The 20,258-nt window shown below is 40.7% G+C and carries 19 protein-coding genes; 18 read left to right on the top strand and 1 reads right to left on the bottom strand.

Annotated features, from left to right (window positions below; genetic code table 11):
• Window positions 1-336: 336 nt before the first annotated feature.
• The 9 genes from AB5Z52_RS10870 (at window position 337) to coaE (ending at window position 11,177) form a co-directional block, all read left to right on the top strand.
• Window positions 337-1,071 carry a metallophosphoesterase family protein gene (locus AB5Z52_RS10870; RefSeq protein WP_003126481.1) on the top strand — a complete coding sequence of 245 codons (735 nt, stop codon included), beginning with the start codon at window positions 337-339 and terminating at the stop codon, window positions 1,069-1,071.
• Window positions 1,072-1,453: 382 nt separating this feature from the next.
• Window positions 1,454-3,637, top strand: a complete 2,184-nt coding sequence (locus tag AB5Z52_RS10875) for a Tex family protein (protein WP_081132030.1) — start codon at window positions 1,454-1,456, stop codon at window positions 3,635-3,637.
• Window positions 3,634-4,074 carry a SprT family protein gene (locus AB5Z52_RS10880; protein WP_003126483.1) on the top strand — a complete coding sequence of 147 codons (441 nt, stop codon included), beginning with the start codon at window positions 3,634-3,636 and terminating at the stop codon, window positions 4,072-4,074. Before AB5Z52_RS10875 ends, AB5Z52_RS10880 begins: the two co-directional genes overlap by 4 nt.
• 138 nt (window positions 4,075-4,212) lie before the next feature.
• Window positions 4,213-5,547: a UDP-N-acetylmuramate--L-alanine ligase gene (murC, locus tag AB5Z52_RS10885; RefSeq protein WP_003126484.1), complete on the top strand. Its 1,335-nt coding sequence runs from the start codon at window positions 4,213-4,215 to the stop codon at window positions 5,545-5,547.
• A 269-nt stretch (window positions 5,548-5,816) separates the two neighbouring features.
• Entirely contained in the window at window positions 5,817-6,284 is a 468-nt protein-coding gene (locus tag AB5Z52_RS10890; protein WP_003126486.1) for a MaoC/PaaZ C-terminal domain-containing protein, read from the top strand.
• Entirely contained in the window at window positions 6,265-6,957 is a 693-nt protein-coding gene (locus AB5Z52_RS10895) for a Bax inhibitor-1/YccA family protein (protein WP_137264417.1), read from the top strand. Before AB5Z52_RS10890 ends, AB5Z52_RS10895 begins: the two co-directional genes overlap by 20 nt.
• Window positions 6,958-7,083: 126 nt before the next feature.
• Window positions 7,084-9,729 (top strand): DNA polymerase I, encoded by a 2,646-nt coding sequence (gene polA / locus AB5Z52_RS10900; RefSeq protein WP_081132031.1) that lies wholly within the window; start codon window positions 7,084-7,086, stop codon window positions 9,727-9,729.
• A gap of 15 nt (window positions 9,730-9,744) precedes the next feature.
• Window positions 9,745-10,587, top strand: a complete 843-nt coding sequence (gene mutM, locus AB5Z52_RS10905; RefSeq protein WP_288551745.1) for a DNA-formamidopyrimidine glycosylase — start codon at window positions 9,745-9,747, stop codon at window positions 10,585-10,587.
• Window positions 10,584-11,177 carry a dephospho-CoA kinase gene (gene coaE, locus AB5Z52_RS10910; RefSeq protein WP_029486781.1) on the top strand — a complete coding sequence of 198 codons (594 nt, stop codon included), beginning with the start codon at window positions 10,584-10,586 and terminating at the stop codon, window positions 11,175-11,177. Before mutM ends, coaE begins: the two co-directional genes overlap by 4 nt.
• A gap of 140 nt (window positions 11,178-11,317) precedes the next feature.
• Here coaE and AB5Z52_RS10915 read toward each other — a convergent pair whose 3' ends face one another.
• On the bottom strand, window positions 11,318-12,115 hold the full coding sequence (locus AB5Z52_RS10915; protein WP_003126492.1) for an ABC transporter ATP-binding protein: 798 nt from the start codon (window positions 12,113-12,115) through the stop codon (window positions 11,318-11,320).
• 128 nt (window positions 12,116-12,243) lie between these two features.
• Here AB5Z52_RS10915 and AB5Z52_RS10920 point away from each other — a divergent pair, with 128 nt between their 5' ends.
• The 9 genes from AB5Z52_RS10920 to pepT all read left to right on the top strand — a co-directional run.
• The gene (locus AB5Z52_RS10920; protein ID WP_003126493.1) at window positions 12,244-12,576 is read left to right on the top strand and encodes a CsbD family protein; all 333 of its coding nucleotides are present in this window, start codon (window positions 12,244-12,246) and stop codon (window positions 12,574-12,576) included.
• A 305-nt stretch (window positions 12,577-12,881) separates the two neighbouring features.
• The gene (locus AB5Z52_RS10925) at window positions 12,882-13,523 is read left to right on the top strand and encodes a FusB/FusC family EF-G-binding protein (protein ID WP_137264415.1); all 642 of its coding nucleotides are present in this window, start codon (window positions 12,882-12,884) and stop codon (window positions 13,521-13,523) included.
• Window positions 13,524-13,724: 201 nt separating this feature from the next.
• Window positions 13,725-14,225, top strand: a complete 501-nt coding sequence (nrdR, locus tag AB5Z52_RS10930; RefSeq protein ID WP_003126495.1) for a transcriptional regulator NrdR — start codon at window positions 13,725-13,727, stop codon at window positions 14,223-14,225.
• Window positions 14,226-14,239: 14 nt separating this feature from the next.
• Entirely contained in the window at window positions 14,240-15,601 is a 1,362-nt protein-coding gene (locus AB5Z52_RS10935; protein WP_029486784.1) for a replication initiation and membrane attachment family protein, read from the top strand.
• Window positions 15,601-16,533 (top strand): primosomal protein DnaI, encoded by a 933-nt coding sequence (gene dnaI / locus AB5Z52_RS10940; RefSeq protein ID WP_288551744.1) that lies wholly within the window; start codon window positions 15,601-15,603, stop codon window positions 16,531-16,533. The genes AB5Z52_RS10935 and dnaI overlap by 1 nt, the downstream gene beginning before the upstream one ends.
• Window positions 16,534-16,551: 18 nt before the next feature.
• The gene (locus tag AB5Z52_RS10945; RefSeq protein ID WP_137264414.1) at window positions 16,552-16,986 is read left to right on the top strand and encodes a hypothetical protein; all 435 of its coding nucleotides are present in this window, start codon (window positions 16,552-16,554) and stop codon (window positions 16,984-16,986) included.
• Between the two features lie 337 nt (window positions 16,987-17,323).
• The gene (locus AB5Z52_RS10950) at window positions 17,324-18,019 is read left to right on the top strand and encodes a tRNA (adenine(22)-N(1))-methyltransferase TrmK (protein ID WP_003126501.1); all 696 of its coding nucleotides are present in this window, start codon (window positions 17,324-17,326) and stop codon (window positions 18,017-18,019) included.
• Complete coding sequence (locus AB5Z52_RS10955; protein ID WP_041120192.1) at window positions 18,019-19,134, top strand: Nif3-like dinuclear metal center hexameric protein; 1,116 nt, start codon at window positions 18,019-18,021, stop codon at window positions 19,132-19,134. Before AB5Z52_RS10950 ends, AB5Z52_RS10955 begins: the two co-directional genes overlap by 1 nt.
• Before the next feature lie 12 nt (window positions 19,135-19,146).
• A partial coding sequence (pepT, locus tag AB5Z52_RS10960; protein ID WP_368266913.1) for a peptidase T occupies window positions 19,147-20,258 on the top strand: 1,112 nt, incomplete at its 3' end.

The following is a 20,258-nucleotide window of genomic DNA, read 5'->3' on the forward strand; positions in this document are numbered from 1 at the left end:
TCGTTTTCATAAATCTATTATAAAAGAAAAGACTGTAGACATCATCCATAAAATGGACTTTGTCTACAGTCTGAGAGAATTCCCAGTACTTAACTGGAGAATTCTCTTTTTTTGATTCAATCAATTAACAATCAAAATTCAAACTATTTCTTACCATGTGCAGCGATAGCCCCTGTATCAAAAGCTTCTCGCATGTCTTTTTTAAAATGGATCCATTGTTGATGCAGCCAATTCATCTTCTCGCTCCTTTAGTTGGTTTTATTATAAGGAAAGGGCTAACAGTTGTAAAGTTTCGCTGGCTTTTTTATAATAATTTAAAGAAGGGGATGAACCCAAATGAAAAAACTCATTTACGTCATTAGTGATATCCACGGGATGTATGATCTTTTTAAAAAACTTTTATTGGATTACGATCCATCACTGCATCAGCTTGTTCTGATTGGGGACTTGAATGATCGAGGGCCACGAAGTAAAGAGTGTCTCTTGTTGGGTAAACAATTGGTGGAAGAGACAGGAGCGATTTATTTGCGCGGGAACCATGAAGAATATTTTCTGCAATTTTTGAACGCACCAGAAGACTGGTATTCCGCTTATGTCCGCAATGGAGGCAAGGAGACGATGGAAAGTCTTTTACATCCGGGAGCAACAGAAGAGTACTCGCCAACTGAGATTGCATTAATGATCCGGAGTCGCTACCGTGACTTAGTGGCGTTTTTGATGGCAAGGCCGCTTTCTTATGAATGGCAAAAATATCTTTTTGTTCATGCTGGTGTTGATTTGACCAAGAAGCATTGGCAGGATACTTCTGACCACGATTTTATCTGGATCCGAGAGCCATTTCATACTGGAGAAAATCATACGGGAAAAACAATCGTCTTTGGACATACCATCACACCCATGCTTCATGGTGACATGGAAACAACGGATTTATGGTTTCATGATAATAAGATTGGCATTGATGGAGGGGCTGTTTTTGGTGGTTCCGTTCACGGCGTGATTTTTGATGAAGACGGCATTGTACAAGATATTGAATATCAAAATTTAACCGGCCCTTGGCATCCAGACTTTTAAAAAACTTTTCTAATCATAGAGGAATCTATGCGTCATTATGACTATTGGGTCTAAAGGTCCTTGGAAAAAGATAGGGTATACAAACTATTTCCAAACAGATTAGTTAAGATGGATCCGCATAGTAAAAAGGAAACATCCATGCTTGGTAATAACTAAGGCTTTCGAGGACGTTGAAGAAAGATTTTGAATGTAGATGACACTTCCTGCTGATGATTCAGCGGAAGTGTTTTTTGCTGGTTTATACCTTGAGCTTTAATTTCGCACCTCATGTTCTGTATGTTCTGTTTTTAGCCTGTTACTTACGTCTCTTTTCTGAGGTGTCTTTTTTATGTTAAACTTTTTATGTTAAACTTAGAGCAGTTAAATTGAAAGGTGAACGAATATGGCAGAATTAAATCATGATGTGTTGCACTTACTAATGCAGGAAACCACATCTTACAATCAACGACAAATCACGAAAGTACTGGAACTGCTCCATGAAGGAAACACCGTTCCGTTTATCGCTCGCTACCGCAAAGAAATGACTAGCGGTTTAGATGAGGTACAAATTCGTGAAATTGAAGAGCGCTATCAATATCTGGAGAATTTGGAAAAACGCAAGCAAGAAGTTGCTCGGTTGATCGACGAACAAGGAAAATTGACTAGTGAATTGGCGCAATCGATTCAGCAAGCAACAAAAATGCAGCAGGTCGAAGATCTTTATCGTCCTTACAAACAAAAACGGCGTACGAAAGCAACTATTGCAAAAGAAAATGGCTTGCAGCCGTTAGCTGACTGGATAGCGGCATTTCCAACAACAGGAGATGTCTATGCAAAAGCGGCAGAATTTACCAATGAAGCCATCCCTGACCCTGAATCTGCGTTACAAGGTGCCCACGAGATCATTGCTGAAACCATTGGAGATGAGCCGATCTATCGTTCTTGGATCAGAAGTTATTTTGCAAATAAGGGAAGTTACACGAGTACACTTCGCGATGCTGAAAAGGATGAGAAAGGTGTTTATGAAATGTATTACGATTTTCAGCACCCCATCAATAAAATGGTTTCTCATCGTATTTTGGCAACGAATCGCGGTGAAAAAGAAGATGTTTTAAAGGTTGCCTTAGTCGTCGATGAGTCAAAAATCACTGATTATTTTGAACGGCAACTCATTAAGCACGCCAATTCACCAGCAACTCCATTTGTTCGTGAGGCTTATCTTGATGCTTATAAACGATTCATTGCACCATCGATTGAGCGGGAAATCCGCAATGAATTAACAGAGAAAGCAGATGAACAAGCAATTGCCATCTTCGGTGAAAACTTGCGAAATCTTTTGCTGCAGCCACCTTTAAAAGGAAAAATCGTCTTAGGGTTTGACCCGGCTTACCGAACAGGTTGTAAATTAGCTGTGATTGATGAAACTGGGAAAGTATTAGCCATCGAAGTTATTTACCCTCATAAACCGGCACCGATGAATAAACGCCAAGCAGCTGGTCCAGCACTGCAACGTTTGATCAATCGATACGGTGTCCAAATGATCGCTATTGGGAATGGGACGGCAAGTCGTGAATCAGAACAATTCGTTGCCGAACAATTGAAACAAATCGATCATGAAGTATTTTATGTGATTGTGAATGAAGCGGGTGCATCCGTGTATTCCGCCAGCCCAATCGCCCGTCAAGAATTTCCGGATCTGCAAGTGGAAGAACGCAGCGCCATTAGTATCGGGCGCCGACTCCAAGATCCTTTAGCTGAACTGGTCAAAATCGATCCTCAATCTGTAGGGGTTGGTCAATACCAGCACGATGTTTCACAAAAACGATTGAGTGACCAACTTGATTTTGTGGTCGAAACTGCCGTCAACCAAGTAGGGATCGATGTCAATACTGCTAGTCCTCAACTGCTGCAGCATGTCTCAGGATTGAATAAAACGACTGCACAAAATATTGTTGCTTACAGAGAAGAAAACGGTAGCTTCACGCAAAGAAGCCAATTAAAAAAGGTGCCTCGTTTAGGACCTAAAGCTTATGAACAAGCGATTGGATTTTTGCGGATCCCTGGTGGGAAGAATATTTTAGACAACACTGGAATCCATCCGGAAAGTTATACTGCAGCCAAAGAAATTTTAGAAGTTGCTGGAGTTAAACTAACTCAACTAGGAGCCCAATCAGCAGAAGCCAAAGAACGACTCGCACAGTTAAATGTTGCTGATCTTTCTAAACAACTAGCGATCGGAAAAGAAACGATCACAGATATCTTGAAATCACTGATGCAACCTGGAAGAGATATGCGAGATGAGATGCCGGCACCATTATTGCGTAAAGATGTCCTGAGCATGGAAGACCTTAAACCAGGAATGGAATTGATGGGAACTGTCCGGAATGTGATTGACTTTGGTGCGTTTGTTGATATTGGTGTCAAACAAGATGGTTTGGTTCATTTATCAAAATTAAGCCGAAATTTTGTCAAGCATCCGAAAGACGTTGTCGCTGTCGGAGATATCGTTACTGTCTGGATTGAACAAGTCGATACCACGAAAGGCCGAATCAGCCTGACAATGGTTGATCCAACACACGGAAAATGACCACCAAAGAATTGCAGCAGCTCGTTGAAAAAGTTTCTCTAGAATCGTTTGGCAAACCATTTCAACATGAGGCGTATTTCAATGGGCGGCTAAAGACCACCGGTGGACGTTATCACTTAAGCGATCATCATTTAGATTTCAATCCGCATTTATTAGCTGAATTTGGTGTAGATACATTCATTCAAATCATCAAGCATGAGTTGTGTCACTATCATCTGCATTTAGCTGGCAAAGGCTACCGACACCGAGATCCAGAATTCAAAGCTCTTTTGGCAGCTACTGGTGGACTTCGTTATGCTCCAAGTATGATGAAAAATGCGAAGTATCAGTACCAGTGTCAACAATGTGGAGCTGTGATCAAGCGAACGAGAAGGCTGAACACTAAACGTTATGGCTGTGGAAAGTGTCGCGGACGCTTGAAAGAAATAGCGATTTGAGCAAAAAGTCAAGCCCAAAAACAAAACTCGTTGCTATTTTTTTCATTTTGTATGATAATGTAGGACGTGCAACAAATCTAAATGTTAATAAACATGCGTTTATTGTAATGTGAACTTGAGAAAAGAGGATTTTAAAAAATGGAAAATCAAGACAAAGTATATCATTTTGTTGGAATCAAAGGTTCCGGCATGAGTTCATTGGCTTTGGTTCTGCATGAAAAGGGCTATCATGTACAAGGTTCAGATGTGGAAGAGTACTTCTTTACACAGCGTGATCTGGAAAAAGCCGGAATCACATTACTGCCTTTCGATAAAGAGAATATTCAGCCAGAAATGGTGATTATCCAAGGAAATGCCTTTCCGGATACCCACGAAGAAATCCTTCGTGCGAAGGAATTAGGGTTAGAAATTACGCGTTACCATGATTTTATTGGTAAATTCATTCAACCTTACACAAGTATTGCAGTCACTGGTTCTCATGGTAAAACCAGTACGACAGGTCTATTGTCCCATGTGTTGAGCGGTGTTCGTCCAACTAGTTTTCTGATTGGCGATGGAACAGGTCATGGAGACCCTAACGCAGAGTTCTTCTCATTTGAAGCCTGTGAATATCGTCGTCACTTTTTAGCGTATTCTCCAGATTATGCGATCATGACGAATATCGATTTTGATCACCCTGATTATTATCAATCGATCGACGATGTTTTCTCAGCTTTTCAATCGATGGCCAAGCAAGTCAAAAAAGGAATCTTTGCGTTTGGTGACGATGCCTATTTAAGAAAATTAGAAGCAGATGTACCGATCTATTATTATGGTGTGAATGATGATGATGATGTACAAGCAAAAAACATTCAGCGTACAACGACAGGTTCTGAGTTCGATGTCTATATCCATAACGAAAACATCGGTCATTTCGTGTTACCGGCATTTGGCCAACATAATATCAACAACGCTTTAGGGGTCATTGCAGTAGCCTATAAAGAAGGGCTGGATATGACAGAAGTTGCGGAAGAAATGTTGTCATTTCCTGGTGTTAAACGTCGTTTCAGTGAGAAGAAAGTCGCTGATATGACAATCGTTGATGATTATGCTCATCATCCGGCAGAAATCAGAGCAACAATTGACGGCGCACGCCAAAAATACCCTGAAAAAGAAATTATCGCTGTTTTCCAACCCCATACCTTTACCCGAACGATTGCATTGATGGACGAATTCGCAGAGGCATTGGATCTAGCCGATAGCGTTTATCTATGCGATATCTTTGGCTCGGCTCGGGAATCTCGCGGCGATGTGAAAATTGAAGATCTTGGGAACAAGATTCAAAAGGGTGGACAAGTGATCAAAGAAGAGAATGTGTCACCATTATTGGATCATCAAGATGCTGTGATCATTTTCATGGGTGCCGGGGACGTACAAAAGTTTGAATCAGCCTATGAAAAGTTGTTGAGTAATACGACTCGAAACGTGTTATAAAAAATACGGAGCGATGACCAAATCAAATCACCCGAGCAGATCAACGAAACAAATGGTATCTCATTTGCACTGGCTGTCAACAGAACTATGATACAAAATCAACCAGTGAGACTTACTATTTAGCCTTCGTTGCTATTGCTCGCATCGATTTGACAAAAGTCAGCGCCCCGTTTTTGCTTTTTTGGGACATCGCACCACGAACTTGCACTTTTATCTGCATCTGATAAAATGAAATCAGAGTAAAATTATTTATTTTGGAGGAAATAAATTTGAACATTGGTAAACCGCGAAAATTAGGTAAGAAAATTGATGAAATCGAGGAAGGCGATTCGTTATCTTTAACAGAATCGATCGAAGACAGTCAGCTTTTGTTGTATCTCGGTTTGACAAATGATGCCAATCCGCTTTATATTCAGCATGACTATACCCAAAAAACAGAATACCAACGGCCAATCGTGCCTTCGGTAATGTTGATGGGGATTATTACAAGTGCGATTTCTAAACATTTGCCAGGACCAGGTTCTCATGTGGTGAATTTTTCGGTGAACTTTATTGAACCTGTTTTTCATTATGAGACGTTGACCTTCGATTTCGAAGTGATCAAAGTCGATAAGATGAAAGACGTAGTGACGATCTCTGTTGAAGCTGTCAATACGCAAGAAGATCGTGTGTTGGATGCAGTAGTGATGGTCCAACCTCCAAAAATCGTAGAGGAAGGTGAAGAAAATGAACAATGAAGTAGTTAATGCCCAAGGGCTCAATCGTTTTTATTCCAAAGTCTATCTATTTTTTGCTGTAGGACTAGGAATTAGCGCAGTGTCTGCCTACTTTTTCGGACAAGTATTTGCAGAACAAACAATGAATTTTATCCGTAATTTTCCACTAGGCTATACAGGGTTATGGATCCTTCAAATTATTTTGGTCTTGGTATTAGGCGCAAAAGCGCAAAAGAATCCTTCGCTGACCATAGCAGGATATCTGGTTTACTCCCTTTTAAATGGGGTGACGCTGTCAGTTACATTAATGTATTATGACTTCGGATCGATCGCAGGTGCATTTGTTTCCGCAGCGATCACTTTCGGCGTAATGTCAGCATTTGGTATCATGACAAAACGTGATTTAAGTGTTGTGGGACGAATCGGCTACGGCATATTGATCGGGATCATCATTTCGACATTGCTGAATGTGTTTATTTTGCATAGTGGTCCAGTTGACTTTTTCTTGTCGATCGTGACAGTATTTGTCTTTATGGGAATCACTGCCTATGACAACCAACAGATCCGTAATCTATACCAAGCAACGAATGGCCAAGCAAATACTGGAATTGCTGTCTTCATGGCATTACAGTTGTATCTTGACTTTATCAACTTGTTCTTAGCGATTTTGCGAATCTTTGGTAAAAACAACTAATGAGGAAATGCGAGGAAACTCGCATTTTTTTTTGCAATTGGCTTAATCGAACAAAGGCAATCCATCGCTTTTCATGGATTTCTTTGATAGAATAAGAGAGAACTTTTGAGGTGAGGAGTTATTCAAATGACAAAAAATAAATTATTGCTAGTTGACGGAAATAGTGTCGCATTTCGGGCTTTTTTTGCACTGCACAATTCATTGGAACGTTTTAAAAACAACAATGGTTTGCATACCAATGCGATTTACGCTTTTCACACCATGTTTGAAAATGTAATGGCAAAAGAACAGCCAACTCATGTCCTGGTGGCTTTCGACGCGGGCAAAACAACTTTTCGGACTGCGATGTATGAGGAATATAAAGGCGGCCGTTCAAAAACGCCTGGAGAATTCAAGGAACAAATGCCCTATATTCGCGAATTGATCACCGCTTTAGGTGTTCGGTATTATGAACTGGACAATTATGAAGCGGATGATATTATCGGCACATTGGCACAAAAAGTTGACAAAGAGCAATTTGATGTTGTGGTATTATCTGGAGATCGCGATTTGACCCAATTGGCTACCGACCATGTGAAGGTTGATATCACAGTAAAAGGTGTCAGCGAGATCGAAAGTTATACGCCAGAACACGTTGCAGAAAAATATGATGGTTTAGCGCCATTACAGATCATTGATATGAAAGGATTAGCTGGAGATGCCTCTGACAATATTCCCGGTGTCACAAAAATCGGTGAAAAGACGGCCATCAAACTTTTGAAAGAATATGGTTCAGTTGAAGGAATCTACGAGCATATCGATGAGATGAAGCCAAGCAAGATGAAAGAAAACTTGCTCAATGATAAAGAGACAGCCTTTTTGTCAAAAAAATTGGCAACGATCGATGTGGATGCGCCAGTGGATGTGGCCATTGATTCATTGAAGTACGAAGGAAAAGATCTGGATAAATTGATTCCATTCTATCAAGAAATGAACTTCAATTCTTTCTTGGAAAAATTAAATGTGGTGACTGAACCGGAAGAAATGGAAGATATTCTTTTTGACGTTGTAACAGAGGTCACTCCGGAAATGTTTACTGAGGATATGGCTCTTTATATCGAGATGCTGGGCGATAACTATCATTTAGAAGATATCGTTGGTGTCGCTTGGGGGAATCAGCAAAAAATTTATGTGACCAATCAAGATGATCTCTTTGAAAATGAGTATTTTATTGCTTGGCTAAAAAATGCCTCTTCACAGAAGAAAGTCTATGATGCAAAACGAACGTATGTGGCGCTGAATCGTTATGCGGCTGCACCACAAGGGATTGTTTTTGATACATTATTAGCTGCTTACTTGCTAGATACCAATGATTCAAATAATGATATTGCTGGTGTTGCTAAGCATTATGGATTTGATGCGATTCAATCGGACGAAGCTATCTATGGCAAAGGTGTGAAACGAGGACTACCGGCAGATGAAGAAGTCTTTTTCGCTCATTTAGCTCGAAAAGTTGCGGCGATCAACTACCTTTCTGTCCGTTTGGCGAAAGAGCTAGCAGAGAAAAATCAGACTGCACTCTTTACTGATATGGAATTGCCATTATCAAAAATTTTAGCAGAGATGGAAATCACTGGGATTCGCGTGGACGCTTCTCGTTTGCATCAGATGAAGGGCGAATTTGCAGAACGTTTGCATGAAATCGAACAAAAGATTTATCAAGAAGCTGGCGAAGAGTTCAATTTAAATTCGCCAAAACAATTAGGCGTGATTTTATTTGAAAAAATGGGGCTGCCAGTGATCAAGAAAACTAAGACTGGCTATTCAACGGCAGTGGATGTTTTGGAACAGTTGAAGGAACAGGCACCGATCGTCGAAGACATTTTGATCTATCGTCAAATTGCCAAAATCCAATCCACCTATGTGGAAGGACTGCTTAAAGTGATTCAAGGAGATGGCAAAGTCCATACCCGTTACGTGCAGACTTTAACACAAACTGGACGTTTGAGTTCCGTTGATCCAAATCTGCAGAATATCCCAATCCGATTAGAAGAAGGGCGGAAAATTCGAGAAGCCTTTGTTCCAAGAGCCAAAGATTGGGTCATTTATTCTTCGGATTATTCTCAGATCGAGCTGCGGGTTTTAGCCCATATCTCGAATGATGAGCATTTAAAAGCGGCCTTTGTAGAAGGACAAGATATTCATTCAAGTACCGCTATGCGAGTCTTTGGGATCTCCACTCCAGAAGAAGTTACACCAAACATGCGACGTCAAGCAAAAGCGGTCAACTTTGGGATCGTTTATGGTATCTCTGATTATGGTCTCTCCCAAAATCTTGGGATCACTCGCAAAGCGGCGCAGCAATATATTGATACCTACTTTGAAAAATATCCAGGGGTCAAAACTTATATGGAAGAAGTTGTCCGTGAAGCGAAAGACAAAGGCTATGTGGAAACATTGTATCATCGTCGCCGCTATTTACCAGATATCAATTCCCGCAATTTTAATTTGCGGACATTCGCGGAACGTACAGCAATCAATACACCGATCCAAGGCAGTGCTGCAGATATTTTGAAAATTGCCATGATCGATTTGGATCGTCGTCTAAAGGAAGAAAAATTACAAGCAACGATGCTTTTACAAGTCCACGATGAACTTGTCTTCGAAGTACCAGAAGATGAATTAGAACGCTTAGATGCTCTTGTCAAAGAAGTCATGGAAAATGCTGTCTCACTGCATGTGCCATTGTTGACAGATAGTAACTGGGGCAAAACGTGGTATGAAGCAAAATAAATGAGGTGAAATGTTGTGCCGGAATTACCAGAAGTGGAAACAGTTCGCAGAGGACTAGAGAAACTGATTTTAAATAAAACGATCAAAGAAATGGAGATTCGTTGGCCCCGGATCATTGAATCTCCAGAAGTACCGATTTTTGCAGCGATGCTAAAAGGACAACAATTTCAAGCTTTTGATCGTCGAGGCAAATTCTTGATTTTCAAATTGACCGATTATGATCTGATTTCCCATTTACGCATGGAAGGCAAGTATGAATTTTTTGAAAAAGAAGGGGTGCCGGACAAACACACCCATGTGATTTTTCAATTCACTGATGGCAGTGAATTGCATTATCGGGACGTGCGAAAATTTGGACGTATGACTTTAGTTGAAAAAGACCAGAGCAGTACGTATAAAGGAATCATGCAGTTGGGGCCGGAACCATTGCCGGAACTGTTTCTGTTGACAGACTTTACTCGTGACCTAAAGAAATCAAAAAAAGCCATCAAGCCGATGCTTTTAGATCAAAAGCTTGTGACAGGTTTAGGCAATATCTATGTGGATGAGGCTTTATGGGAAGCAAAGATTCATCCCGAGCAATCGGCAGCGACACTGAATGAAGCCGAAATTAACTTGTTGCATCGGGCGATCATTGATGTCTTAGCCCGAGCAGTGGAGGCAGGAGGCACAACGATTCGGACCTATTTGAATGCGTTAGGCGAAGCGGGGCATTTCCAAGTCTCTCTACACGTTTATGGTCAAACCGGCAATCCTTGTGTCCGCTGTGGTACCCCGATCGTAAAAACAAAAGTTGCACAACGAGGGACCCACTATTGTCCATTCTGTCAGCAATTACACGCGGGGACAGAAAGATGAGCTTGGTTGTAGGTGTAACGGGCGGGATTGCTACTGGCAAGAGTACCGTTGTCAAGTGCTTTGAAGAAGCTGGTATCCCAATCATCGATGCTGATATCGTTGCTCGCGAAGTGGTGGAGCCAGGGATGCCAGGGCTTGAAAAAATCAAAACTGTTTTTGGGCCAGAGGTCATCAATCCCGATGGGACACTAGCTCGGAAAAAATTAGGAAAAATCATTTTTGCGGATGACAATAAACGGGAATTGCTGAACCGCTCATTAGGACCCTTTATCCGTAAAGAAATCCTACGACAGATTGAAGTCATGAAAGCAAAAGCTGATCTTGTGATCGTAGATATTCCTTTGTTATACGAAACTGGTTATGAATCCCTGCTAGATCAAGTAGCGGTCGTCTATCTTCCGGAATCGATCCAGTTGCAGCGACTGATGAAGCGAGACCATTTAACCAGCATCGAAGCCCAACAACGTATCAATAGTCAGATGCCAATAGAAGAGAAGCGCAAACGGGCAGATATCCTCTTTGACAATCAAGGAACCATTGAAGAAGTTAAGACGCAAGTACAAGAATGGCTTGCTAAAAGAAAGAATTAAGACAGAGACACCGGCACAAAGGAGCCCCCTTTATTTCTGAAAAGCTAACAGTTGACGCATTATTTTGTCGTTTGCTGGAAACTGAAGTTAGAAAGGATATCTGGAAAGAGGCTTTGGTTGTCGCTGTCTCTTTTTTTGTTTCATTTTTTGTTTAGTGAGTTGCTTTTTGGTAAAACTGCCAGGCGATCGGAAGTGACTTCATGGAAAAAAACAGGTTTCCCATAAAAAGCAGATAACGTTTTTTCGTTAAAAATTTGCTGGCGCTTGCCAGAAGCGTGGATTTTACCATTTTTCAGCATCATGATATGGTCAAAAATCGGTAAAATCTCTTCTGTATGGTGGGTCACATAAATCAACGTAGGTGATTCCTTGTGCGCCATCTCGCCAATTCGACTTAGCAATTCTTCTCGAGCAAAAAGATCCAATCCATTACAAGGTTCATCTAAAATCAACAATTCGGGATTTGCCATCAAAGCGCGGCTGATTAAGACTAATTGACGTTCCCCTTGAGATAACTGATGAAATGGCTGGCCAATCAGTTGACTGCCGCCAGTTGAACAAAGAATGGCAATAGCTTGGTTCAAGTCTTTCATTTGGTAGTCTTCATATATACCGATACTAGCATATTTTCCCGATAGAACGACCATTTCTGAGAGCTCCTGAGCAGGAATCTTCTCTTGCAAGGTCGCACTTATCCAACCAATTCTGCGCTGAAGGTCTGGCACAGATGTTTTTCCGTAGACTTGACCTAGGACTTGCCGTTTGCCAGAAGTCGGCCAGATCATCCCAATGATCAGTTGTAATAAAAGTGTTTTGCCAGCACCATTTAATCCTAAAAGTGCCCAATGCTGATTTTTAGCAATTTGCCAGTTGATGTCTTGCAACAAAACAGTTTGCTTGCGAACCAACTGGATGTCTTCAAAATTTAAGATGTCCATAAACTGCTCCTTGTCAAAGAATATTCTGAAAATTTGATTCAGTATACCATATCTTTAAATGAAGCGCATACGTATCTTTTGTCAATCGAAGAAATTCTTGCTATGCTAATAAAAAAGGAGGAATCATCATGGGATCATTGAAAGACGAAAAAGATGTAATTGTTGGTTCTGCAAAAGAAAAAATTGGTGAATGGATCAATAATGAAAAAATGGAACAAGAAGGAAAAGAACAGGCAAATGAAGCAAAAGCCAAAAAAGATCACCGTCAACAACAGGTAGACGAAATTGAGGATCGGCATGATGAATTAGATGCTCAACCAGGTGATAAAACATTAGAAACACTTGGTCGGGACCGATTGCTAAACGAAAATGAAGACACAGATGCTGCAAAGATCTCTTCAACCGAACGACGGGATGCTGATCATTTGAAACATTATACAGGAATCGAAGAAAAACTCTAGACAGGATCTGGAGTTTTTTTTATGATAAACCATATTCGTCAATCAATATAAATAGATAAAAAAGAAGAAAATCCTGTTTTAAAAGGTATCAATAATTCCACTTTGACAAGAAAAGAATGCTGTCTGCGGACAATGATTGACAACCCCTGAAGGAAAAACTATAATAGCCAATGACTTTCCACAAAAAAGGGAAGTCCAGGAGGTGGTCAACAAATGCTGAATTCTGCATTGTCCTTGACTGTGATCAGAGGAATTTATCAGTAATATCTTTTGTTTTTTCATTAAAGAGAGGATCGATATCTATTATGATTACCATTGAACCCTATCAATTTCATTTCATCAAACATCAAGTCCAACAATTAGTTCGGACTTATCAGTCTGTTAATGATCGCCATACGATTCGCACAGTTGAAATGTTAACTGAAGAAGCCATTCAACCATTTTTTTCTGAGGAGGACAAAGAAGCACAGTCTCTGATTCGTCAATTTTTTGATTCATCTTTGACGATGTCAAAGAGCTTGACCATTCTTGAAGCACTAAAAAAGAATGTCCGACCTTTTCAAGTGCTTTCAGTCAAACAAACAGAGAAACTGTTTCGTAAAGTAAAAAAATTAAAAGTACCCGATTTTTCCCAAACAGACCTTCGTGATTATACGTATTTGGCTTGGGATGACATCGGCAGTCAAAGTAAATTTATGATCGTAAATACTCAAAAAGGCTACCAAGGAATCTATGGTCATTTATCTACAGAAGTAAAAAAAGGAATCTGTCCTTTATGTCAACATGAGTCTACTGTCTCCATGTTTTTATCGTTGACAAAAAGTGGTGGCGATGGAACATACACCAAACGAGGAAATTACATTTGTCGCGACAGTGAGCAATGCAACCAACAAATGGAACAACGGGAAACTCTGGATGAGTTTGTGTCACTGTTACAAATGAGATAAGGAGGAGAACGACAGAATTGATTCTGTCGTTTTTCTTTTGTGGCTAAAAAAACAACCGTCACATTATTTAAATTTGTAATATTTCTTTCGCTTGAAAGACTTTACCTATTAGATAGAAGAATTTCATGTTATAATTAAGCATATAAATCATCGCTGTCTCGCTATCATTCGAGACACGGAAGAGAGAACGGGGTGGAACTATTGCAATGTCCAAAATGTCATCATAACAATTCTCGAGTGATTGATAGCCGCCAAGCCGACGATGGTCGCGTGATTCGCCGCCGCCGCGAATGTGAAAACTGTGGTTATAGATTTACCACATTTGAACGAATTGAAGAAGCACCATTATTAGTTATTAAGAAAAATGGCGCTCGTGAAGAATTTAATCGTGAAAAGATATTAAGAGGGTTGATACGCTCTGCTGAAAAAAGACCCGTTACAATGGAACAAATGGAAAAAATTGTTGATCATGTGGAGAATCGTGTGCGAGCACTAGGTGAAAATGAAGTTTCGACAACGATGATTGGCGAATATGTCATGGAAGATCTAGTCGACTTAGATGAGATTGCTTACATTCGGTTTGCTAGTGTCTACCGCCAATTCAAAGATATGTCAGTCTTCTTAAAAGAATTGCAGGATATCGTTGAAAAGGCAAAAGAACCAAGTGATCCGCAAGAAACAGCAGACAATCAAGAGGAATAGGAGGTCCCTGAATGGTGGGCAACATATTACCAAATCAATTGTATCGTGTCTTCAAAAGTCGTCCACTAACAACTGAAGGGAAGGATGCGCTGATTCATCTTTATCAGCCAATCATCGAAAGTGATGCCTTAGCACTCTATCTGACACTGACTGCGGATCAGCAGGATCCGCAAGAAAGTGAGTTTATTCATCTAGATATTTTGAATGCGATGAATGTAGGGTTACAGCGTTTTATTCAAGCACGAAATAAGTTAGAAGGAATCGGCTTACTCAAAACGTTTGAAAAAGAAGATGACGAGTTGGGAATCACATTTTTGTATCACCTGCAAGAGCCAGTTCATGCGAGCGATTTCTTTCAAGATGAACTCTATAGTTTCTTATTGCTTAACCATGTTGGAGAGCGAAAGTTTCGACAACTTGTTTCGTTGTTCCAACCAGCAAAATGGCAAGCAGAAGGCTATCAAGAAGTTACGGCTTCTTTTATGGATGCTTATCGCTTGGATACACAACAATTTGCAGCCAATGAAGAGGAATTACAGGAAGTCAATGGCAAATTCCAAGACACTCAAAGCAGACTGGTGTTAGATGAACAACAACTAGATTGGGATTTTCTTCTTTATGAAGCTCAACGTCGCTACATCCGTGCAGACAATTTCGATAAAGATTTTCGGCAAAAACTACTCCTATATCATTCATTATACGGCTATGATGTGATGGAGCTGTTGGATCTGATGACAGATTCGGTTTCTTTAACTACTGGGAAAATCGATCAGAAGGCATTAGAACAATTGATTTTACAAAAAGCACGGACGCGTTTTACCAAAACTGAAAATAAAGTGGATCCCACTTCAGATGAAGAGATCCGACGATTTAATACATTAAAACAAAATGGGTATAGTGATAACGATCTAGCATTGATCCGCGAAAGTGAGAATAATGCGCCGATGGCATTCTTGAAAGCAATCAAAGCTGAAAAAAAGAGCTTTGTCACAGACTCCGAACAATGGCTGCTAAAAAGCTTAGTGGAACGCTCGCCATTATCCAATAGTGTGATCAATGTTCTTATTCATTATGTGTTAGTGGTACAGAACAATGCGGCTTTGCCAGCAAGTTATGTCAATAACATTGCGGCACAATGGTCTGAATTGCAAGTAAAAACCGCGGAAGAAGCGATCAAGCATGTACGGGACTTAGTTAAAGAAGCAAAAGAAAAACGCACACGACCGCAAAGCCCGTCTAAAAAGATCATTCGTGAAGAAAAACTGCCAAGCTGGGCCGAAAAACCAGTTGAAGAAACGACATTATCCCCAGAACGTCAGGCAGAGATCGACAAAAAACTGCAAGCCTACTTGCAAAAGAAAGCAGGTGACAATTAATGGAAGATGTTGGGAAGAATCTATCAAAAATTTTAGACAAACGAAACTATCGCGATCGTTTCTCAGAAATGATGGGGGACGTATTGAAAGATCCGGATGTCAAAGAATTCATTTCAGAACATCGGGAGGAACTGACAGATGCAGATATCCAAAAAAGTTATGCGAAACTCTATGAATTTGTTCAAGAAAAACGAAAGTTTCGTTTGAATGACCCTACGATGATTGCACCTGGATATGAGCCACGACTAGCGTTGAACTTTCATTTTATCGATGTCACTTATGTGCCCACGCAAGAGCTTTTAGCGCATCAACGACAAGAAGAGATCCGTAGTCGCATCAAAGCAATGGATATGCCGAAAGATATTCAAGAGGCCAATTTTGCTCAGTATGAAAGTACTCCCGGCCGGGGCGAAGCTTTGATGGCTGCAGTCGAGTTTTTTGAAAACCTAAAAAACGATCCAAGGGCTTTTCACAAAGGATTATATCTGGTGGGTAGTTTTGGGATCGGCAAAACTTATTTACTAGGGGCAATTGCCCGGGACCTTGCGGAAGCAGGTTATACGACGACCCTTGTTCACTTCCCGACATTTGCTGTCGAAATGAAACAAGCAATCGGCAAAGACTTGGTTGGCGACAAACTCAATGCAGTTAAAAAAGCCCCCATCCTAATGATGGATGATATTGGTGCAGATGCCATGAGCAGCTGGATCCGTGATGAAGTCTTTGGTGTCATTCTGCAATATCGGATGCAAGAACAACTGCCAACGTTCTTTTCCTCCAACTTTTCCATGCAAGAGTTAGAGAAGCATCTATCCGTTACTCAACGTGGAGAATCAGAGCCATTGAAAGCCAAGCGGATCATGGAACGAATTCGTTACTTGACAAAAGAGATCCAAATGACTGGCAAAAATCGCCGGAATTCGGAAATATAGAAGAGAGGAGAACTTCTTATGAAGAAATTGACGATTTTAGGTTTGGCTTTGACAACCTTATTATTAGCTTCCTGCGGTTCGCCGTCAGATAATGATTCGATGAGTGAAACAACTAAAAACGATGAAAGCACAACAAATAGCACTGTCGAAAGCGAGGCAACGACTATTTTTACAGGAGTTCTTCAAGAAAATGCAACAGCTGGCGACAACGAAACGATACAGATTTTTCTAAATGATATCGAAGCAGTCGACGATCAAGAAACGATTGTTTCTAACTTTCAAACAGACGGCGTGATCCTACACGCACCGCAAGAATCATTTGAAGGTCAAGTTTCTGAGTTGACCAAAGGAACAACGGTCCAAGTCACATTGTCAGGCTTGCCAGTAATGACTATGTCAATCCCACCTCAAGTTCCAGGAAATTCAATCAAAACAGTTGAAATCGTGCAATAACCCCACGCGTTGTCCCAACGGACAACGCGTTTTGCTGCGAATCACTGCGATTGGCTTGCGAAGCAAGACAGAGCAGATGATGAGCAGTACTAGACGACCGAAGGGAGAGTAGTAACCTTCGTATGAATCACTGCGATTGATACTCAACTGGGTGACGGGAGCGCAGTAACCTTCATATGGATCACAACGATTGGTTTGAAAAGCAAGATATGCAAGTTTTCTTTACGAAAAGTGCAAAAGCAACTCTAGGTGAAGTAAAGCCGTAAATAAAAGGAGTAAAAACTCTCCCTTTAAAATGCAATAAAGAATGATATACTATTTCTGAAGGAGTGACGTTATGAACGAACAATCATTATCCCTGCGATTGACTCGTGTTGGCGAACAGATTCCGGATCAAGCCCGCTTGGCAGATATTGGATCAGATCATGCCTATTTACCCGTGGCATTGATGCTACAAAATAAAATTCAGTATGCAGTAGCAGGTGAAGTTGTAAAAGGACCATTCGAATCTGCTTCACGGCAAGTCAAAAAAAATGGCTTGAGCGACAAAATCACTGTTCGCTTAGCAGATGGGTTAGCTGCAATCCAACCTGATGATCAGATTGATACGGTGGTTATTGCTGGTATGGGTGGCACTTTGATTCGAACAATTTTAGAAAATGGAAAATCTCAGCAGAAAATTACTGGGAAGGAGCGCCTTGTCTTGCAACCCAATGTGGGGGAGCGGACTTTGCGAGAATGGCTTCAGGAGAATAATTACATGATTTTACACGAAGAACTGATTGAAGAAAACCATAAAAACTACGAAATCATCGTAGCTGAAGAAGGCAGTAAAATCTATACACCACAAGAATTATTTTTTGGCCCGTGTTTATTGAAAGAAAAAAATCTCGTTTTTTATAAAAAATGGGCCCATGAATTGCAGCAGCGAGAAATCGTTTTGCAAGAACTAGAGAAAGCGGCAATTCCTCCTCAAGATAAAATAAGTGAGTTAAACGAACAGATTGATTGGATCAAGGAGGTGCTGGAATAATGTTAGCTAGAACGTTTATTGAACGTTTCGAAAGATATTGTCCGCAATGGTTAGCAGAAGATGGTGATCCAGTGGGATTGCATATCGGAACGTTGGACAACGAGATCCAACGGGTAATGATGACATTAGATGTTCGTCCAGAAGTCGTTGCAGAAGCAATTGAAAAACAAGTAGACTTCATTGTTGCCAAACATCCACCGATTTTTCGTTCCATACGTCGTTTGAGAGCCGATGATCCGCAACAAAAAATGTATATGGATCTGATCAAACATAATATTTCGGTCTATGCTGCGCATACGAATATGGATATTATTCATGATGGGTTGAATGACTGGTTTTGTGAAATGCTTGGAATAGAAGAAACCACGTATCTCGTTCCCACCCATACAATCAAAATGAAAAAATTGGCTGTTTTTGTTCCAATTGAGCAAGGCGCATCAATGAGGAAAGCTTTAGGAAAAGCTGGAGCTGGACAGCAAGGAAATTATCAAAACACCAGCTACTCACTGATTGGTACCGGCCGTTTTACTCCTCAAGAGGATGCGCATCCTGCGATTGGTGAAATTGGGGAAGAAGAGTCGGTACAAGAAGCAAAAATCGAAGTGATTTTCCCAGAAACCATCACCGAAAAGGTGTTGCAAGCGATGGTTGAGGCGCATCCCTATGAAGAACCCGCCTATGACCTTTATTCCTTGGATAACTTGTCTCAGCATTATGGGATCGGGCGAGTAGGTCAATTAAAAGCACCTGTTTTGTTGGAAGATTTCATCGATGAAATCAAAAGTGTTTTTCAGTTAGAGGGGTTGCGTTTGATCGAACCAAAAGCAAAGCGGCAAAACGTTCAACGGATTGCTATATGCGGCGGCAGTGGCGAACAGTTTTATCAAGAAGCCGTGAATGCCAAAGCAGATGTATATATTACTGGAGACATCAGTTATCACACCGCTCATGATATACAAGCAAACAGCTTGACGGCAATCGATCCAGGTCATAACATTGAACGGGAATGTATCCCTCGTTTTATCAAAAAATTCAATGAATGGAAAGCGGAAGAAGGTTGGCAGGTAGACTTTATTCCTTCAGAGACTTCCACAAATCCATTCCAATATAAATAGGAGTGATCAATTATGTACGAAAATTTATTACCGCGTTTTTTAAGATATGTAAAGACGGAAACTCGTTCTGATGCGACAAGCCAAACAACACCCTCCACACAAACGCAAGTGGCGTTTGCCAAGACATTGCAAAAAGAAATGGAAGAATTAGGACTTCATGATGTCCATTATAATGAGGAAAATGGTTTTGTGATTGGTACGTTACCAAGTAATGTTTCCGAACCAGTTCGTTCCATTGGATTTATCGCACATATGGATACGGCGGATTTTAACGCGGTGAATGTGGATCCCCAAATTATTGAAAACTATGACGGTGAGTCAACGATCAAATTGGATAAAGAGGGCAAATTTACACTGAATATCAAAGACTTTCCTAATTTGAAAAATTATCGTGGAGAAACATTGATTACGACAGATGGCAGCACGCTTTTAGGAGCCGATGACAAAGCAGGTATCGCAGAGATTTTGACGGCGATGGAAATTTTGCTTAACCATCCTGAAATCAAACACGGAGAAATCAAAATCGCCTTTGGACCAGATGAAGAAATTGGGGTGGGGGCTGATAAATTTGATGTGGCTGATTTCAATGTTGATTTTGCTTATACCATGGATGGCGGTCCAGTGGGTGAGTTGCAATATGAAACTTTCAATGCTGCACAAGCTGAACTAACGATCCAAGGGAAAAATGTGCACCCAGGAACCGCAAAAGATACGATGATCAATGCTTTGCAATTGGCGATTGATTTTCATAATCAATTGCCAACAGATCAAGTGCCAGAAAAAACCGATGGTGCGGAAGGCTTTTTCCATTTGATGGCGTTGAACGGAACCGTCGAAGAAGCAAAAATGGCGTATATCATTCGTGATCATGATCGTGAAACGTTTGAAAATCGTAAAAAACAATTGCTTACAATCCAAGAAAAAATGAATGCCCAATTTGACGAAGCAAGAATCCAAATGGATTTATATGATCAATATTACAACATGAAAGAAATCATTGAAAAAGACATGAGTATTATTGAGTTAGCTAAGTCTGCAATGGAAGATCTGGGTATCGAGCCAGTGATCGAACCAGTTCGAGGCGGAACAGATGGATCGAAGATCTCTTATTTAGGGATTCCGAC

The organism is Enterococcus sp. RTP21361st1_A6_RTP21361_211029 (assembly GCF_040910045.1).
Classification (GTDB): domain Bacteria; phylum Bacillota; class Bacilli; order Lactobacillales; family Enterococcaceae; genus Enterococcus_D; species Enterococcus_D gallinarum.

What these genes read in the sequence shown, in the direction of transcription:
- AB5Z52_RS10955 (WP_041120192.1), top strand. Translation starts at nt 18,019, where the DNA reads ATGTTAGCTAGAACGTTTATTGAACGTTTCGAAAGATATTGTCCGCAA.
- dnaI (WP_288551744.1), top strand. Translation starts at nt 15,601, where the DNA reads ATGGAAGATGTTGGGAAGAATCTATCAAAAATTTTAGACAAACGAAAC.
- AB5Z52_RS10875 (WP_081132030.1), top strand. Translation starts at nt 1,454, where the DNA reads ATGGCAGAATTAAATCATGATGTGTTGCACTTACTAATGCAGGAAACC.
- polA (WP_081132031.1), top strand. Translation starts at nt 7,084, where the DNA reads ATGACAAAAAATAAATTATTGCTAGTTGACGGAAATAGTGTCGCATTT.
- AB5Z52_RS10950 (WP_003126501.1), top strand. Translation starts at nt 17,324, where the DNA reads ATGAACGAACAATCATTATCCCTGCGATTGACTCGTGTTGGCGAACAG.
- AB5Z52_RS10870 (WP_003126481.1), top strand. Translation starts at nt 337, where the DNA reads ATGAAAAAACTCATTTACGTCATTAGTGATATCCACGGGATGTATGAT.
- coaE (WP_029486781.1), top strand. Translation starts at nt 10,584, where the DNA reads ATGAGCTTGGTTGTAGGTGTAACGGGCGGGATTGCTACTGGCAAGAGT.
- murC (WP_003126484.1), top strand. Translation starts at nt 4,213, where the DNA reads ATGGAAAATCAAGACAAAGTATATCATTTTGTTGGAATCAAAGGTTCC.
- AB5Z52_RS10880 (WP_003126483.1), top strand. Translation starts at nt 3,634, where the DNA reads ATGACCACCAAAGAATTGCAGCAGCTCGTTGAAAAAGTTTCTCTAGAA.
- AB5Z52_RS10945 (WP_137264414.1), top strand. Translation starts at nt 16,552, where the DNA reads ATGAAGAAATTGACGATTTTAGGTTTGGCTTTGACAACCTTATTATTA.
- AB5Z52_RS10925 (WP_137264415.1), top strand. Translation starts at nt 12,882, where the DNA reads ATGATTACCATTGAACCCTATCAATTTCATTTCATCAAACATCAAGTC.
- AB5Z52_RS10915 (WP_003126492.1), bottom strand. Translation starts at nt 12,115, where the DNA reads ATGGACATCTTAAATTTTGAAGACATCCAGTTGGTTCGCAAGCAAACT.
- AB5Z52_RS10920 (WP_003126493.1), top strand. Translation starts at nt 12,244, where the DNA reads ATGGGATCATTGAAAGACGAAAAAGATGTAATTGTTGGTTCTGCAAAA.